Source organism: Aeromonas sp. EU05-FHT14A05 (genome assembly GCF_058791175.1).
The window spans coordinates 55,256-70,349 of sequence record NZ_JBYTDH010000001.1 but is presented as its reverse complement, the minus strand read 5'-3'; the positions used below and the strand labels follow the sequence as shown (position 1 = coordinate 70,349).

The 15,094-nt window shown below is 62.0% G+C and carries 14 protein-coding genes and 1 riboswitch; of the genes, 4 read left to right on the top strand and 10 right to left on the bottom strand.

Translation table 11 applies throughout. From position 1 onward, the window contains the following. Positions 1–102: 102 nt before the first annotated feature. The 8 genes from AC3WR3_RS00325 to moaA form a co-directional block, all read right to left on the bottom strand. On the bottom strand, positions 103–693 hold the full coding sequence (locus tag AC3WR3_RS00325; RefSeq protein ID WP_139439292.1) for a cytochrome c3 family protein: 591 nt from the start codon (positions 691–693) through the stop codon (positions 103–105). A gap of 11 nt (positions 694–704) precedes the next feature. Further along, positions 705–1,160 carry a nitrate reductase cytochrome c-type subunit gene (locus AC3WR3_RS00320; protein ID WP_319917761.1) on the bottom strand — a complete coding sequence of 152 codons (456 nt, stop codon included), beginning with the start codon at positions 1,158–1,160 and terminating at the stop codon, positions 705–707. After that, entirely contained in the window at positions 1,160–2,035 is an 876-nt protein-coding gene (gene napH / locus AC3WR3_RS00315; protein ID WP_319912881.1) for a quinol dehydrogenase ferredoxin subunit NapH, read from the bottom strand. Before napH ends, AC3WR3_RS00320 begins: the two co-directional genes overlap by 1 nt. Next, on the bottom strand, positions 2,032–2,766 hold the full coding sequence (napG, locus tag AC3WR3_RS00310) for a ferredoxin-type protein NapG (protein ID WP_492290838.1): 735 nt from the start codon (positions 2,764–2,766) through the stop codon (positions 2,032–2,034). The genes napH and napG overlap by 4 nt, the downstream gene beginning before the upstream one ends. A 15-nt stretch (positions 2,767–2,781) precedes the next feature. Then, the gene (gene napA, locus AC3WR3_RS00305; RefSeq protein ID WP_492290837.1) at positions 2,782–5,271 is read right to left on the bottom strand and encodes a nitrate reductase catalytic subunit NapA; all 2,490 of its coding nucleotides are present in this window, start codon (positions 5,269–5,271) and stop codon (positions 2,782–2,784) included. A 126-nt stretch (positions 5,272–5,397) separates the two neighbouring features. Then, positions 5,398–5,688, bottom strand: a complete 291-nt coding sequence (locus AC3WR3_RS00300; RefSeq protein WP_492290836.1) for a chaperone NapD — start codon at positions 5,686–5,688, stop codon at positions 5,398–5,400. 8 nt (positions 5,689–5,696) lie between these two features. Beyond that, positions 5,697–6,206: a ferredoxin-type protein NapF gene (gene napF, locus AC3WR3_RS00295; RefSeq protein ID WP_202046296.1), complete on the bottom strand. Its 510-nt coding sequence runs from the start codon at positions 6,204–6,206 to the stop codon at positions 5,697–5,699. Between the two features lie 250 nt (positions 6,207–6,456). Then, positions 6,457–7,452 carry a GTP 3',8-cyclase MoaA gene (gene moaA, locus AC3WR3_RS00290; RefSeq protein WP_427231950.1) on the bottom strand — a complete coding sequence of 332 codons (996 nt, stop codon included), beginning with the start codon at positions 7,450–7,452 and terminating at the stop codon, positions 6,457–6,459. Further along, a riboswitch (molybdenum cofactor riboswitch) is annotated at positions 7,440–7,579 on the bottom strand. It overlaps the preceding gene by 13 nt. A gap of 79 nt (positions 7,580–7,658) precedes the next feature. Between moaA and narQ the strand changes: the two genes are divergently transcribed. The 4 genes from narQ (at position 7,659) to AC3WR3_RS00270 (ending at position 11,472) form a co-directional block, all read left to right on the top strand. Further along, entirely contained in the window at positions 7,659–9,371 is a 1,713-nt protein-coding gene (gene narQ / locus AC3WR3_RS00285) for a nitrate/nitrite two-component system sensor histidine kinase NarQ (RefSeq protein ID WP_404838104.1), read from the top strand. After that, complete coding sequence (gene narL, locus AC3WR3_RS00280) at positions 9,371–10,009, top strand: two-component system response regulator NarL (RefSeq protein ID WP_247626835.1); 639 nt, start codon at positions 9,371–9,373, stop codon at positions 10,007–10,009. Before narQ ends, narL begins: the two co-directional genes overlap by 1 nt. A gap of 158 nt (positions 10,010–10,167) precedes the next feature. Then, positions 10,168–10,593 (top strand): globin domain-containing protein, encoded by a 426-nt coding sequence (locus AC3WR3_RS00275; protein ID WP_265435703.1) that lies wholly within the window; start codon positions 10,168–10,170, stop codon positions 10,591–10,593. A 303-nt stretch (positions 10,594–10,896) separates the two neighbouring features. Beyond that, a complete protein-coding gene (locus tag AC3WR3_RS00270; protein WP_139439283.1) occupies positions 10,897–11,472 on the top strand; it encodes an LON peptidase substrate-binding domain-containing protein in 576 nt (191 codons plus the stop codon). A 268-nt stretch (positions 11,473–11,740) separates the two neighbouring features. Here AC3WR3_RS00270 and AC3WR3_RS00265 read toward each other — a convergent pair whose 3' ends face one another. Both AC3WR3_RS00265 and AC3WR3_RS00260 read right to left on the bottom strand, forming a co-directional pair. Continuing rightward, complete coding sequence (locus AC3WR3_RS00265) at positions 11,741–13,822, bottom strand: ATP-binding protein (protein WP_492290835.1); 2,082 nt, start codon at positions 13,820–13,822, stop codon at positions 11,741–11,743. A gap of 18 nt (positions 13,823–13,840) precedes the next feature. Beyond that, positions 13,841–15,025 carry an FIST signal transduction protein gene (locus tag AC3WR3_RS00260; protein ID WP_492290834.1) on the bottom strand — a complete coding sequence of 395 codons (1,185 nt, stop codon included), beginning with the start codon at positions 15,023–15,025 and terminating at the stop codon, positions 13,841–13,843. Between the last annotated feature and the right edge of the window lie 69 nt (positions 15,026–15,094).

The window sequence follows — 15,094 nt, the reverse complement described above, 5'->3', positions numbered from 1 at the left end:
CGGGAAGGGATTCTATCAAAAGATGTCTGGCGCAGGGGTTAAAAGGCCCATAAAAATCAAAGGCCATCGAAGCGGCGCTATCCGCTCCGATGGCCCGGCGCCTTAGAACCCTTCCACGCCCTTCATGTCAGGCAGCTGATGGGCTATCCCCTTGTGGCAATCGATGCAGGTATTCTGACCGCTTGCCAGGTTGGTGGAGTGCATCTGGGCCGCCCGCCGCCCCTGCAGGGAGAAGTCCATGTACTCGAAGTTGTGGCAGTTGCGGCACTCGCGGGAATCCGTCTCCTTCATCCGCTGCCACTCCCGCTCCGCCATCTCCCGGCGGTGGGATTCAAACTTCTCGCGGGTATCCACCTTGCCGGTCAGCATGCCCCACAGCTCCTTGGAGGCCTGTACCTTGCGAATGATCTTGTAGGTCCATTCGTGGGGCACGTGGCAATCGGGGCAGCTGGCGCGCACCCCTGAGCGGTTCGCATAGTGGATGGTGTCGCGGTACTCCACGAAGACGTTGTCCTTCATCTCGTGACAGCCGGTGCAGAACTTCTCGGTGTTGGAGGCCTCCATGGCGGTGTTGAAGCCGCCCCAGAAGATGACACCGCCGAAGAAGCCCATCAGCAGCAGCACCCAGAGGGCCGCCTTCGAGGGGGACTTGAAGGTGGTCCACAGACGCTGGATAAAGCCGGGTAATTTCATCTGGGGGTCCCTCAGTTCAGCGCTTCAACTGGTTTAAACGTATTTTCCACCAGCGGCTTGGCATCCGCTTGCGGCACGTGGCACTGCAGGCAGAAGTAGCGACGGGGGGACACTTCGCCAAGGGTCATGCCGTCGCGGGTCTCGAAGTGCGTCGGGCTTATCTTGGGCGCCTTCATCTTGCTGGCGTTCTTGAAGCTGTGGCAGGCCAGGCACTTGTTGACCTTGTTGTCCACCTCGTAGTTGCGGGTATCGTGGGGGATCAGCGGCGGCTGATGCATGTACTGGCGATCATAGGGATCCCCATCCTTGCGGTAGTTCTTGAGCGGGGCGGCATCCGCCTCGGTCACCAGATCCGTGCTCCCCCGCTCCGACTTGATCCCCCCCGTGCTGTTGGTGATCTCGGGGGTGGCTGCCATCAAGGAGCCCGCCATCAGGCAGGCCAGCATTGCTCCAATCAGCTTTTTCATTATTTGTTCTCCGACGTTTTCTCTGCCTTGACGGCAAAACCTGTAGTGATTTCGAAAACTTGCTCCGCGCAGACATCGATGCAACGGCCGCAGTTGGTACACTCCTGAGCCACAATCAAGGGCCCGTGACCGCGCCTGGCCCCGTGAACCGGGCCGCGCAGGATGGGACGCTCCGGGCAGACCGCATAACAATCCATGCAGTTGCTGCACCGCTCACGCCCCCTGGCAGAAATCTTGATAAACCCGACCCGGTTGACCAGGGCATAGAAGGCCCCCACCGGACAGAGGTGACCACACCAGCCCCGCTCCACCACGAACAGATCGAACAGGAACAGGGCCACCAGCAGACCCCAGCCCGCCCCCATGCCAAACAGCAGGCCGCGCATGGCCAAGGAGACCGGATTGACCAGCTCCCACACCAGCACGCCGGTGATGGCGGGCGCCACCAGCACCATGGCCAGCAGCCAGTAGCGGGGGTTGCGGTTGAACTGGCCGTTGCCCTTGAGCCCGAGCCGGGCCCTGAGCCAGGCGGCAGCGTCCGTGACCAGGTTGACCGGGCAGACCCAGGAGCAGAACACCCGCCCCCCGACCAGCCAGTAACCGGCCAGCACTACTACAGCCCCGAGCCACAGGGTGGTGATGGGCCAATGGCCCGCCGCCACCGACTGCAGCAGGGTGAGCGGATCCGTGAGGGGCACCGTCTCCAGCAACAGGGAGCTGGAGAGATTGCCCTTGAGGATCCAGACCCCAGCGAGCGGCCCCAGCAGGAAGAGCCCCAGCACGCCGAACTGGCAGAGACGACGCAGCAGCAGGAAGCGATGGGCACGCCACCACCCCAGCCTGGCGCTGGCCTCGGCCCCTGGATACCGACTCATAGCCCCTCCGGTTTGCGGGTGGGCAGGGTGAGTCGCTCACCGATGAGGGACTTGCCCGCCTTGGCCTTCTCTTCCCAGCCGAGCCGGTAGTGATGACCGAGCTCACCCTTGGCGAGCTGACGGGGTACCACCTTGATGGCCGCCGTCTCCAGCACGCAGGCGTGCTCGCACTTGCCGCAGCCGGTGCACAGGTCGCTGTGTACCGTGGGCAGAAACATGGCGTGCTTGCCGGTGCGCGGATTGCGTTGCAGTTCTAGGGTGATCGCCTTGTCTATCAAGGGGCAGACCCGATAGCAGACATCGCAGCGCAGCCCCAGGTAGTTGAGGCAGGTCTCGTGATCGATGAGCACCGCCACCCCCATGCGCGCCTGATCGATGTTCGTCATCCCCTGATCCAGCGCCCCGCTCGGGCAGGCCGCCACGCAGGGGATGTCGTCACACATCTCGCAGGGGACGGCGCGGGCCTCGAAATAGGGGGTGCCCGTGGTCACGGGATCCAGCAGCCGGGCAAGCTTGAGGGTGTCGTAGGGGCAGGCTTCAACGCAGAGCCCGCAGCGCACGCAGGCACCGAGGAAGTCAGCCTCCCCCAGTGCCGCCGGCGGCCGCAGTGCCTGGGCGGGCACCGCCTGCGCCTGCTGGCGGGCCACCGAGCCCAGACCCACACCCAGCAGGCCCACGGAGCAGGCCCCCTTGGCAAGGTCGGCCAGGAACTGGCGACGGCTGCGGCTCATCCCCCCGGCCCCGCCTTACGCCTTCATGACCTTGACGGCGCACTTCTTGTAATCCGTCTCTTTGGAGAGGGGATCCGTGGCGTCCAGGGTCAGCTTGTTGACCAGCTGGCTCGCATCGAAGAAGGGCATGAACACCAGGCCTTTGGGCGGACGGTTGCGACCGCGGGTCTCGACCCGGGTCTTCACCTCGCCACGGCGGGAGGCGACGATCACCTCTTCACCACGGCGCACGCCGCGGGCCTTGGCATCTTCCGGGTGCATGAAGAGCACCGCATCCGGGAAGGCGCGATAGAGCTCGGGCACCCGGCGGGTCATGGTGCCGGTGTGCCAGTGCTCCAGCACGCGGCCGGTGGAGAGCCACATGTCGTACTCTTTATCCGGAGCCTCGGCGGCAGGTTCGTAAGGCAGCGCGAAGATCACCGCCTTGCCGTCCGGCTTGCCGTAGAAGCGCACCCCTTCCCCCGCCTTCACATAGGGGTCGAACCCTTCGCGATAGCGCCACAGGGTCTCCTTGCCGTCCACCACGGGCCAGCGCAGGCCACGGGCCTCGTGGTACTGATCGAAGGGCGCCAGATCGTGGCCGTGGCCGCGACCGAAGGAGGCGTACTCCTCGAACAACCCCTTCTGCACGTAGAAACCGAAGTGTTCCGCCTCGTCGTTCAGCGCCCCCTTGCTCTGCTCTTTCGGGAACTGGTTGACCTGACCGTTGGCGTAGAGCACCTCGAACAGGGTCTTGCCCTTCACTTCCGGCATCTTGGCAATCAGCTCCGCCGGCCACACCTCTTCCACGGTGAAGCGCTTGGAGAACTCCATCAGTTGCCACAGGTCGGACTTGGCACCTTCCGGCGCCTTCACCTGCTGGTGCCAGAACTGGGTGCGGCGCTCGGCGTTGCCATAGGCACCCTCTTTCTCCACCCACATGGCGGTGGGCAGGATTAGGTCAGCCGCTTGCGCGGTCACTGTCGGGTAAGGGTCGGAGACCACGATGAAGTTGGCCGGGTTGCGATAACCGGGCAACCCCTCCTCGTTCATGTTGGGACCGGCCTGCATGTTGTTGTTGCACATCACCCAGTAGGCGTTGAGCTTGCCGTCCTTGAGCATGCGGTTTTGCAGCACGGCGTGATAACCCACCTGCTCGGGAATGGTGCCTTCCGGCAGCTTCCAGATCTTCTCGGCGATGGCGCGGTGCTTGGGGTCGGTGACCACCATGTCGGCGGGCAGGCGGTGGGCGAAGGTGCCCACTTCCCGCGCCGTGCCGCAGGCGGAGGGCTGGCCGGTCAGGGAGAAGGGACCCGATCCCGGGGTGGAGATCTTGCCGGTCAGCAGGTGGATGTTGTAGCAGAGGTTGTTCGCCCAGACGCCACGGGTGTGCTGGTTGAAGCCCATGGTCCAGTAGGAGACCACCTTCTTGTCCGGATCCGCATAGATCTGGGCCAGTTTTTCCAGCTTCTCCTTGGAGACGCCGGAGAGCTTGGCCACGGAGTCGACGTCGTAATCCGCCACGAACTTCGCGAAGTCGTCGAAGCTCATGGGGGTGGAGTCGCCGCTGTCGGGGTTTTTGGCCTTCTGCTGTGTCGGGTGAGTCGGGCGCAGGCCGTAGCCGATGTCAGTGACCCCCTTGCGGAACTGGGTGTGCTTGTTGACGAAGTCCCAGTTCACCTTGTCGTTCTGGATGATGTAGTTGGCGATGTAGTTGAGGATCGCCAAGTCGGTCTGGGGCGTGAACACCATGCCGTTGTCCGCCAGCTCGAAGCTGCGGTGCTCGAAGGTGGAGAGCACGTGCACCTGCACATCCGGGTTGGAGAGGCGGCGATCGGACATCCGTGACCAGAGGATGGGGTGCATCTCGGCCATGTTGGAGCCCCAGAGCACGAAGGCGTCGGCCTGCTCGATGTCGTCGTAGCAGCCCATGGGCTCATCCATGCCGAAGGTGCGCATGAAACCGACCACGGCGGAGGCCATGCAGTGACGGGCGTTGGGATCCAGGTTGTTGGTGCGCAGGCCCGCCTTCATCAGCTTGGCGGCGGCATAGCCTTCCCAGACGGTCCACTGGCCGGAGCCGAACATGCCGACCGCGGTCGGTCCCTTCTCTTTAAGGGTGGCCTTGAACTTCTCGGCCATGATGTCGAACGCCTGATCCCAGCTGATGGGGGCGAAGTCGCCATTCTTGTCGAACTTGCCATTGGTCATGCGCAGCATGGGCTGGGTCAGGCGATCCTCGCCGTACATGATCTTGGAGAGGAAGTAGCCCTTGATGCAATTGAGGCCACGGTTGACCGGCGCATCGGGATCGCCCTGGGTCGCCACGACGCGGCCGGCCTGGGAGCCCACCAGCACGGAGCAGCCGGTGCCGCAGAAGCGGCAGGGCGCCTTGTCCCAGGTGATGGCAGTCTTGTCGGTGCTGGTAATAAGGTTCGCCGCCAGGGTGGGGGCACTGACTCCGGCCACGGCAGCGGCTGCCGCCACCGCATTGGCCTTCATAAAGTCGCGTCGACTCAGCTTCATGACATATCCTCGCATTGCTTAATCACATCAATGACAGCCATTGTCACGAGCCGCGCTGGCTCAGCGTCATGGCGCTTTCTTGCTATACATCGGGCATCGCGAACCGCGCGGCCCAGCCTCGTGGCGCTATTCCCTGCCCTCGGCTTCGACTTCATCAAACTGGTGGTAGATCAGGGCGGCGGAGAGCACGCCCGGCATGGCATTGATCGCATCGATGGCATCCATGATGGGGCGCTGGCTGGGCCCTTCCAGGGTCACCACCAGCTTGCCTTCGTCGCTGACGGCATGGATCTCGGCCCCGCCCAGGGCCGCAATCTGCTCTGCGAGCCGGTGGCGCAAGGGGGGCTGGGTCAGTACCACCAGGCTGGATACATGGAACTCTTCTCGGGTCATATGGTTGTTTTCCAACTTGCTCATCCCTTGCTTCATGTGGCCGATCCCTCATGGGGGGCGCCCACCCTGATACTGCCGACCGGACAATCCGCCACGCAGGCACCACAGCCATTGCACGACTCGGTATGGATGCTGGGGGTGGGTACTCGCCCCAGCTGAGGAGAAAAACGGATGGCCTGCTGCTCGCAGCTGTCCTGACAGCGCTGGCAGAAGACCTGGGCACTGGCCAGGCAACCGGCCTCGATGTGAGCCACATAGTCCCAGGGGGTCTGGGTCGTCGGCCTGAACACAGGTGCCTGGCAGGCGCTGACGCATTCGCCACAGAAGCTGCACTCGCCACGCTGGAAATCCACCGTCGGGAAGCCGCCGTCCCCCTTGATCAGGATCTGCTCCGGGCAGGCCGTCAGGCAGTCGCCACACCGGGTACAATCGGCCACGAAGTCGGCCCAGGAGACGGACCAGGGCAGTTGCACCTCGGGTCTGGGCGCACTCAGTCGTCCTCGAAACAGACTGCGGCGGGACAGATTGACCCCATCAGGCATATCAATTCCTCTTCACAGGACAGAATTCGAGCGCGGAACCAGTGACTGGCATTTTCAATACCAATTATAAGCGTGGGTGTATATTGCGACTCTCACAAGTCCAGTGATATACCACCAGGGAGATAAACAGGGGGGATTATTGCGCTGGATCAAACCCTTGGCGCAATAAGGCAGCAGAGGGGCAAGGTAAATTACCCCTATGTGAGGATTGCTTATTAATCGATGGCTATTTTGCTCTGACGGCCGGCACTCAGCCGCCGATGGAGGCGAGATGGGGGGTCATGCCGGCATTGCCCTCGTGCAGACGATGGGTGGCGGCCTTGCCGGTGAGCGCCTGGCGGATCCGCTGTTGCAGGGCCTCCTGCTGACTGTCGTCACTGAGCAGATCCCGCAGCTCCACCCCGTTGTCACCGAACAGACAGAGGTGCAGCTTGCCCACGGAGGAGACTCTCAGCCGATTGCAACCGGCGCAGAAGTCCTTGCTGTAGGGCATGATGAGCCCCACCCCACCCTGCGACTCCGGGTGCATAAAGACCTGGGCCGGGCCGTCGTCCACCGCACGCAATTGCTGGATCCAGCCATTGCCAAGCAGTTGCGCCTTGATGAGCTCGCCGCTGGTGTGGTGGTCGCGAAACAGGTTGTCCATCTCCCCGGTCTGCATCAGCTCGATGAAGCGCAGCTCGATGGGCTTGTGCCTGATCCAGGCCAGAAACTGATCCAGTTGCTGGTCGTTGAGCCCCTTGAGCAGCACCGCATTGATCTTCACCGACTTGAAGCCGGCGGCCAGTGCCGCCTCTATTCCCTCCATCACCTCCGCCAGCTTGTTCTCGCCGGTGATCTGGTGAAACTGGCGTGGATCCAGGCTGTCGACACTGACATTGAGGGCATTGAGTCCGGCATCGAACCACTCCTGGGCGCGCTCCTTCAAGCGGTAGCCATTGGTGGTCATGGCCACCTTCTCGATGCCGGGGGTATTGGCCACCGTCTCTATGATGGCGGTGAAGTCACGGCGCAGGGAGGGCTCCCCCCCGGTCAGGCGCACCTTGCGGGTCCCCATGGCGGCGAAGCCCGAGACGATGCGGCGGATCTCCTCCAGGGAGAGAAACGACTTGCGCCCCTCCTTGTTTCCATCCGGGGGGCGATAACCGTCCGGCAAACAGTAGGTACAACGGAAATTGCACACGTCGGTAATCGACAGGCGCAAATAGTAAAAACGACGGGAAAAACCATCTTCAAGTGGCAACATAAACACCTTTCCAAATACGGGAGGCCAGGGCATTTCTTTCCTGACCCTTTCAGCTCGAACGACGGCTGACGGCGTTTTCCCCCTATCTCAATGACTTAGGCAAAAACGCTCGGAGTTCATCTAGTTTTTCGATGCTAGCACATGTTGGAGTACACTCCCATGCTACTTTGTGGGGTCTTTGTCTGATCTGAAGGAAGCCAATCGGCATGGGAAAGTGGTTCAAAGTACACTCGGTCAGCAGCGCCATCGGCCGCTCCATGGTGCTGATCCTGTTCATGGCCAGCCTGATCGCCGTGGTGGCCATGGTCACTCTCTTCTACTCGGTACCCGACGCCAAGGCGATCAACCTGTCGGGATCATTGCGGATGCAGGCCTATCGCATGGCCTACGAGATCGAGAAGGATCAGGCCGTCCTCGGCCGGCTCGACCAGTTCGAGCAGACACTCCATGCCTCCGAGTTGCAGGAGACCCAGCGCTGGATCACCCCCGCCTCCCTGCGCCGCACCTATGGCGAGGTGCTACTGCAATGGCAGATGATGCGCGAGCACATCGAGAACGCCACCCCCAGCCGCTACACCGACAACACGGAGCAGTTCGTCGCCGCCATCGATGACTTCGTCAACCAGATGCAGTATCACGTGGAGTTCAAGGTGCGCATGCTGGCCCTGGCGGAGGGGCTGGGCTTGCTCGCCATCATCACCATCGCCTGGTTCACTGTGCGTTTCACCCGCCAGCAGGTGGTCGCCCCCCTCAATCAGCTGGTCCATTGCGCCCGCCAGATCCAGCGCCAGGAGTTCGACCTGACCCTGCCCCCCCACTGCGAAAACGAATTGGGGGAACTGTCCGGTGCCTTCGCCACCATGGCGGACGAGCTCGGCAAGCTCTATCGGGAGCTGGAGAGCAAGGTGGAAGAGAAAACCGCCAAGTTGCAGCAGGCGAACGACACCCTCTCCTTCCTCTATTCCACCGCCCAGAAACTGCACGCGGCGCCACTGAGCCGGCGCACCCTGCAGAAATTGCTGGAGCGGGCCGCCGCCCATCAGCACATCGACCATATCCGCCTGACCCGCTTCGAGCACAACGCCATGCCGGTCTACATCACCGGGCGCACCGGCTGGCCGGGCGATCTGGAGGCCGTGGTGAGCTTCTATCTGCAGATGGATGAGGAGGAGTACGGTCGGCTCGACATGATAAGCGCACATCCCATCGACGAGCGGCTGATGAAGAACTTCTCCATGTTGCTGGCCCAAGTGCTGCACAAGGATCAGACCCTGCTGCAACACCAGCGCCTGCTCTTGATGGAGGAGCGGGCCGTCATCGCCCGCGAGCTGCACGACTCGCTGGCGCAGGCGCTCTCCTACCTCAAGATCCAGTCCACCCTGCTCAAGCGCTCCGTCGCCAAGGGGGATAATGGCAAGGCCAAGGCCGCCATGGAGCAGATAGACGAAGGGCTCAGCAATGCCTACACCCAGTTGCGCGAGCTGCTCGGCACCTTCCGCCTCAGCATCGGCGACGCCAACCTCGGCGAAGCCATCGGCGTCATGCTGGAGCAGCTCAAGCCTCAGACCCGGGCCGAGATCAGGCTCCAATACGGACTGACCGATACGGATCTCGAGGCGGGGCAACACATTCACATCCTGCAACTGATCCGTGAGGCAGTGCTCAATGCCATCAAACATGCCTGCGCCCAGCGCATTGACGTTAGCTGTGAGACCCTGGCTGATGGTAACATCCAGGTTCAGATTGCAGATGATGGTGTCGGAATAGGGGGCGCAAGCTCGGCGGTGAATCACTACGGTCTCAGCATCATGAACGAGCGTGCCAGCAAGTTGCACGGTCAGTTGACCATCAGCGAGCCGCCCTCCGGGGGCACCCGTGTACACCTGACCTTTCCCACCAGCCTAACAAGAGACGCCTGATGGACGAGATGAAATATAGTGTTCTGGTTGTAGATGACCATCCCCTGATGCGCAAAGGCATTGTGCAACTGCTGGAGCTGGAAGATAACATCGAAGTGATAGGCGAGGCTTCTAACGGCACTGACGCCGTGGCCATGGCCAAGGAGTCGGAGCCGGACCTCATCCTGCTCGATCTCAACATGAAGGGCTTGTCCGGCCTCGATACCCTCAAGGCCCTGCGCGCCGAAGAGATCACCTCCCGGGTGGTGATCCTGACCGTCTCCGACGCCCGCCAGGACGTGGTTGCCCTGCTCAAGGCCGGCGCCGATGGTTACCTGCTCAAGGACACCGAGCCCGACATGCTGCTGGGCCAACTGGCCGATGTCATGACCGGCAAGCAGATCCTGAGCGAGCCGCTGCGCCCCTACCTCGAGAACATCTACGAGCTGGATCACCTGCAGCAGAAGCTGGAAAGCTTGACCCGCCGCGAGATGCAGATCATGCGCGAGATTGCCAAGGGTCTCTCCAACAAACAGGTCGCCTCCGTGCTCCACATCTCGGAAGGCACCGTCAAGGTGCACGTCAAGAGCCTGCTGAAAAAGCTCGAGGCCCAGAGCCGGGTGGAAGCCGCCGTCATGTACCTGGAACAGCGCAACTAGGCTCCCGTTGCCTGCCCCTTCCCATGTCAGCCAGGGCCCCGTCATCCCGGGGCCTTTTGCTGGCTGCCTCCCTCGCCTCACATAACGTCACAGACCCCGCATATTATTGAGAAAATGAATTATTATGTTCAGAAGACGGCACATGGAGGGCACAGGGCATGACATCCGAGCAGATCGAGCTGGTACAGAGGGCCTGGGGCAGGGTCACCGCCCTGAACAACACCTATGTCCAGGAGGTATATGCGGAGCTGTTCCGACTCTCGCCTGAATTGATCGACCTCTTTCCCGATCCTGCGGGAATGCCGGTCGCCAAGGTATCGGATACCCTGAACACCGTGATCACCAGCCTGGAGCAGCTGGATGCCTTGAGCTTCATCATCCGGGATCTCGGCAGGCGGCATCAAAAATTCAAGGTGCAGTCACACCAGTTCGCCCTGTTGAAACAGGCGTTGACCCTGGTGCTGGCACGACGACTGGGAGAGCACTTCACGCCCGCGCTCTCCGATGCCTGGTCACAGATGTACGACGAGGTAGCCGCCCTGATGCTGGAAGGGCTCAGTCAGCCTACCGAATCCGTCGCCTAGCCCCCTCAGCCATCACGCCCGAGAAATACTGTCGCTTAAGATGGTCGGCAGATACCCATTTTGCAGGGGAATCATTTGCATTATGCGAACGCAGCCCCATTCTGCAGATGGGGCATGTACGAGCCCCTACAAAGCCACCTGAATCCCTTCCTGATCTATCCTCTCCCTGCCCTTGAATCAAATCTTAATAGCTTGATTACTAATGGATATTTAAATTATCGGCATCATTTTCCTGCTTTTCCCCGAGCTCTGGCACAGTCACTGCATTGTCATATCCAGATGCAACTTATCGGAGGATGGAACATGAAACTTCAACACCTGGCACTGTTCCCCTTGCCCTCACACATACTGCCGGGCGGGAAACTCCCCTTGCGTCTGTTTGAGCCTCGCCACCTGCAGATGCTCAAGGAGTCCTTCATCGAAGATCGCGGCTTTGGCATCGTGATGGAAGAGACCACCAGCACGGGCACCTGCGGACGCATACTGCCGGTCGGCACTCGCGTCAAGGTGACTGATTTCTATACCCTCAACGATGGCCTGCTCGGGGTCACCGTGCTCGGTCTGGAACGATTCTGCATTCATGAGCTGGAAACGGATGAATCCGGATTGCGCCACGCTCAGGTGGAAACCCTGCCCAACTGGCCGAGCGCCCACTCGGACTTCAGCGACAAGCAGCTGGTCAGCAGATTGCAGGAGGTATTTGAACAATATCCGGAACTGGATGAGCTCTACCCGGACAAGCAGTTCGACGACGCGGCCTGGCTCTGTCAGCGCTGGCTCGAAATCCTGCCCATGCCGATCTATGAAAAACAGATGTTGATTGCCAAACAAAACAGTGAAGCGGCGCGCCAGTTCCTGCGCCGACTGATCGCACAGTGAGTCAGAGAGTGAGTCAAGAAGTGGTTTGCAAAACGCGAATATCCTGACCGGAAATTCTTACAATGAAAAGATGGAATTCGCAATTTGCAATCACCGGTGGCGATAACAACAGATAACTCCGCTACCAGCCGCAAATAACAGGTCATGAAAAGTTGGCACGACTTTTTCATATAAGACCGTACAACCCGATTTATCCCGTGCTCTCTTCAGTATTTGCTGAAGAATTGGTCAACCACCAGGTTGACCATTTTTTTTACCCAAAATCTGGCTACGGGAGCCGGCAATGGCGCAGCAAACAGCTGCGCAGCCGGGCCAGGCTGATGGGCTTGGCCAGAAAATCGTTCATCCCTTGGGCCAGACAACGCGCCCTGTCCTCCGTCATGGCATTGGCCGTCAGCGCCACTATGGGAACCTCGCACCCCATGGCACGCAAACGGCGGGTGGCCTCCAGCCCATCCATCTGCGGCATCCGCATATCCATCAGGATGAGATCCGGTCGCCGCTCGCCAGCCTGTGCCAGCGCCTCCAGGCCATTGCTTGCCAGTCTCACCCGGCACACCAGCTTTTGCAGCATGAGTGACACCACCAGCTGATTGACCGGGCTGTCCTCCACCACCAGCACATCCAGATCCAGCATGGAGAGCCCCTCGATGGCGGGGCTGGTCGACGCGATGCAAGGTGAGGCCATTCCGGGCAGCTCGAACCAGAAGCAGCTGCCCTGCCTGGGGGTGCTCTGCAGGCGGATCTCCCCCCCCATTAGTTGCACCAGCCGCCGGCAGATGGCGAGCCCAAGCCCGGAGCCGGAGAAGCGACGGGTGGCCGAGCTGTCGACCTGATAGAACGGCTCGAACAGCAGCGCCTGATCCTCGGGGGATATGCCAATCCCGGTGTCGCTGACCGACACCCTCAGCCGTTCATCCTGCCATTCCAGCGCAAGCCGCACGCTACCGGCGGCGGTAAATTTCACCGCATTGCCGAGCAGGTTGCCGATCACCTGGGACAGGCGGACCGCGTCCCCCTGCAGATGAGACGGCACTTGCTCATCCAGCTGCCAATGCAGCGCTATGCCCTTGGCGCAGGCCTGCGCCTGCAGCGGCTCCACCAGGGCCCGGCACAGCTCGGCGGGTTGGAATTGCTCGCAGTGCAGGGCCAGGGTATGGGATTCAATCTTCGAGAAGTCGAGCACATCGTCGATGATGGTCTGCAGCAGATGGGCAGAGTGGGTGGCGTGACCGAGCAGGGTCTGTTGCGGGGTCTCGAGCCGACCATGCTGCAGCAGATCCAGCATCCCCAGCACCGCATTCATGGGGGAGCGGATCTCGTGGGTCATCATGGCTAGGAACTGGGACTTGGCGCGGTTGGCACTCTCGGCCTCATCCCGCGCCCGCGCCAGCTCCTGCTCGCGGCGGATCTGGCTGCCAATCTCCCGCGCCGTGCCCCGATAACCGATGAAGGCGCCGCTGGCGTCATGGCAGGGCTCGGCATTGATCTCCATCCAGCAGGGGCCGCTCGCCAGCGTCACCTGGGCGCGCATCGCCCGCACCGGCAGATGGCGCGCTATCTGGTGCTGATACTTGCACCAGGCGGGATCCTCCTTGTCGTGGGCAAAGTCATAGAGGCTGCGCCCCGCCTGGCGAACCAGCGCCTCCCCCTGGTAGCCGGGGGCGGAGACATAGCTCAGCCTGTGCTCGGGATCCGTCTCCCAGAACCAGTCGGACGCCATGGCGGCAAAGCTGCGAAAGCGTTGCTCGCTCGCTTGCAGCGCCAGGGTCTTGAGGTCGACCTGCTCCTGCAGGCGCGCCCGATAGGCGATGTTGACCAGCGCCTGGGAGATGAGCGGGCGACAACGCTGCATCGCCGCCTTGCTCTGGAGATCGAAGGTGCCCGCGGCACTGTGCCGGCAGATGAGCACCCCCGAGAAGCCCGGCGCCTGCAACCCCGTCATCATGACGCTGGCCCAGCCCGCCGCCCCCGCCAGGGAGGCCAGCTCGGGCAACTGGGCCGGATCATAGATGACCAGGGTGTCACCTGCGATGGCGCGGGAGAAGAGCGGCGTCAGCGGCCAGGTGCGACCGACCTCCCCGGGTTGGGTGCTCAGATGGGTGCTGCCCCGCCCCCCATCCCAGGCAACCACATCAGCCTGTTCGAAGCCGATGAAGGGCTTGAGCGCCAGAATGAGGCTGTCCAGCACCTGCTCCAGGCTCTTGGCCTGTGCCAACGTCGCCACCCCGCACAGCAGGGCCTGTGACTCCTGACGGTATCTGGCCTCCCGCTCCCGGCAACGCATCAGCTCCACCAGCGTGGTTTGCAGCTTGTCGCCCAGGGTTTCGAGTTCGCTATTGCCTATCATCTTGTGTCCAGCACCTTGTCAGCTCTCGAGGAAGATTACGCTCGATACCATGAGGTTGCCATGCGCCAGCTCACCATGGGGCAATCGCCCCTGCTCGCCGAAGGTAAATGGCGTGATAAAGGGGATCTCCCCCAGCCGTTGGCTGAAATGGCCGACGACATCGCTGAGCGCGTCACCCAGCGCCAGACGGCAGCCCGCGCAGAACACCACCAGGGCGCCGATGGGCTGCAAGTTCCCCGCCATGCCATATTCGGGTTCGATGCGTACCGCATTCAGGCTGCGCTGAAGCAGGCCCTCCTGACTGCTGTACATGAGTTGCAGGCGCTCCCCCAACCGGGTTTCGGTAAAGAGGCGCAACCCTTCCCGCTCCGTTACCGCCTCGGGGTGGGAGAGTTTGTAATAAGGCATCTCATCCAGGGTTCCGACCTGGCGGGCCAGCGGGGAGAGGGTCGTCTCCCGCAGAATGGGGCCCACAGCCCAGGGGAGCTGGCGCTCTGTCCAGCGGGCATAGACCCGGGCCGCAGGTTCATTGTCTATGGTCAACACCTCGCGGCCATCCAGCGCGGTAATGGTGCCATGGCGCTCGGTGGGCACATAACCCGAGTGGAACTGGAAGGCCAGCTGGCAATCGGGATAGAGCACCGCCACCACGCAGCCCTGGCGCCCCTCCCCCTCATCCCAGCACAGCTGCCACTCGCCGGTGACACCGTCGTCCGCCGCCGACCCGCCGACGACGGGAACCGTCGCCCCGAACTCGGCATCTATGCCCGCCAGCACAGCCTCTTCCTGCCCGGGGCTGGTGTGCAGCAGGATGAGTTGCGGCAACTCGCCGGGACGCCCGCCATCGGCGATGGCGCGGCGCAGCAACTGGCGCACATCCAGCGCCTCCCCTGCCTGCCCGGCCACGCCGTAGGCTCCCTTGTCGTCATAGAGGGCCGCCACAGCCAGACTCCAGCCCAGCCGGCCATGATGGCCAGCCTGGGTCAGGATACCGCCACAGGAGCTGCACCCGATGAGCCGGGTTTGGGGAAAGCGGGCCTTGAGCGCACGGCGCAGTACCGCGGCATCGTGTGCTTGGGTAAAATAGACCAGCAACAACGACGGGGAATGAGGTGATTGAGCGAGCAACCGTTCAGCTATCTGTTGGGCGGCCAGCGGGGTCGTCTCGGCAAGAGAGTGAGCCGTCAGGAAGTTCAACACCATCTCCTAGTGGTATGTGATGCCAGGTCATCAAGCAAAAATCATACCTTTATCAAACAATTACCTGGCCAG

What these genes read in the sequence shown, in the direction of transcription:
- moaA (WP_427231950.1), bottom strand. Translation starts at nt 7,452, where the DNA reads ATGTTGCCACTTGAAGATGGTTTTTCCCGTCGTTTTTACTATTTGCGC.
- napG (WP_492290838.1), bottom strand. Translation starts at nt 2,766, where the DNA reads ATGAGCCGCAGCCGTCGCCAGTTCCTGGCCGACCTTGCCAAGGGGGCC.
- AC3WR3_RS00260 (WP_492290834.1), bottom strand. Translation starts at nt 15,025, where the DNA reads ATGGTGTTGAACTTCCTGACGGCTCACTCTCTTGCCGAGACGACCCCG.
- narQ (WP_404838104.1), top strand. Translation starts at nt 7,659, where the DNA reads ATGGGAAAGTGGTTCAAAGTACACTCGGTCAGCAGCGCCATCGGCCGC.
- AC3WR3_RS00275 (WP_265435703.1), top strand. Translation starts at nt 10,168, where the DNA reads ATGACATCCGAGCAGATCGAGCTGGTACAGAGGGCCTGGGGCAGGGTC.
- AC3WR3_RS00320 (WP_319917761.1), bottom strand. Translation starts at nt 1,160, where the DNA reads ATGAAAAAGCTGATTGGAGCAATGCTGGCCTGCCTGATGGCGGGCTCC.
- napH (WP_319912881.1), bottom strand. Translation starts at nt 2,035, where the DNA reads ATGAGTCGGTATCCAGGGGCCGAGGCCAGCGCCAGGCTGGGGTGGTGG.
- AC3WR3_RS00270 (WP_139439283.1), top strand. Translation starts at nt 10,897, where the DNA reads ATGAAACTTCAACACCTGGCACTGTTCCCCTTGCCCTCACACATACTG.
- napA (WP_492290837.1), bottom strand. Translation starts at nt 5,271, where the DNA reads ATGAAGCTGAGTCGACGCGACTTTATGAAGGCCAATGCGGTGGCGGCA.
- AC3WR3_RS00325 (WP_139439292.1), bottom strand. Translation starts at nt 693, where the DNA reads ATGAAATTACCCGGCTTTATCCAGCGTCTGTGGACCACCTTCAAGTCC.
- narL (WP_247626835.1), top strand. Translation starts at nt 9,371, where the DNA reads ATGGACGAGATGAAATATAGTGTTCTGGTTGTAGATGACCATCCCCTG.
- AC3WR3_RS00265 (WP_492290835.1), bottom strand. Translation starts at nt 13,822, where the DNA reads ATGATAGGCAATAGCGAACTCGAAACCCTGGGCGACAAGCTGCAAACC.
- AC3WR3_RS00300 (WP_492290836.1), bottom strand. Translation starts at nt 5,688, where the DNA reads ATGAGCAAGTTGGAAAACAACCATATGACCCGAGAAGAGTTCCATGTA.
- napF (WP_202046296.1), bottom strand. Translation starts at nt 6,206, where the DNA reads ATGCCTGATGGGGTCAATCTGTCCCGCCGCAGTCTGTTTCGAGGACGA.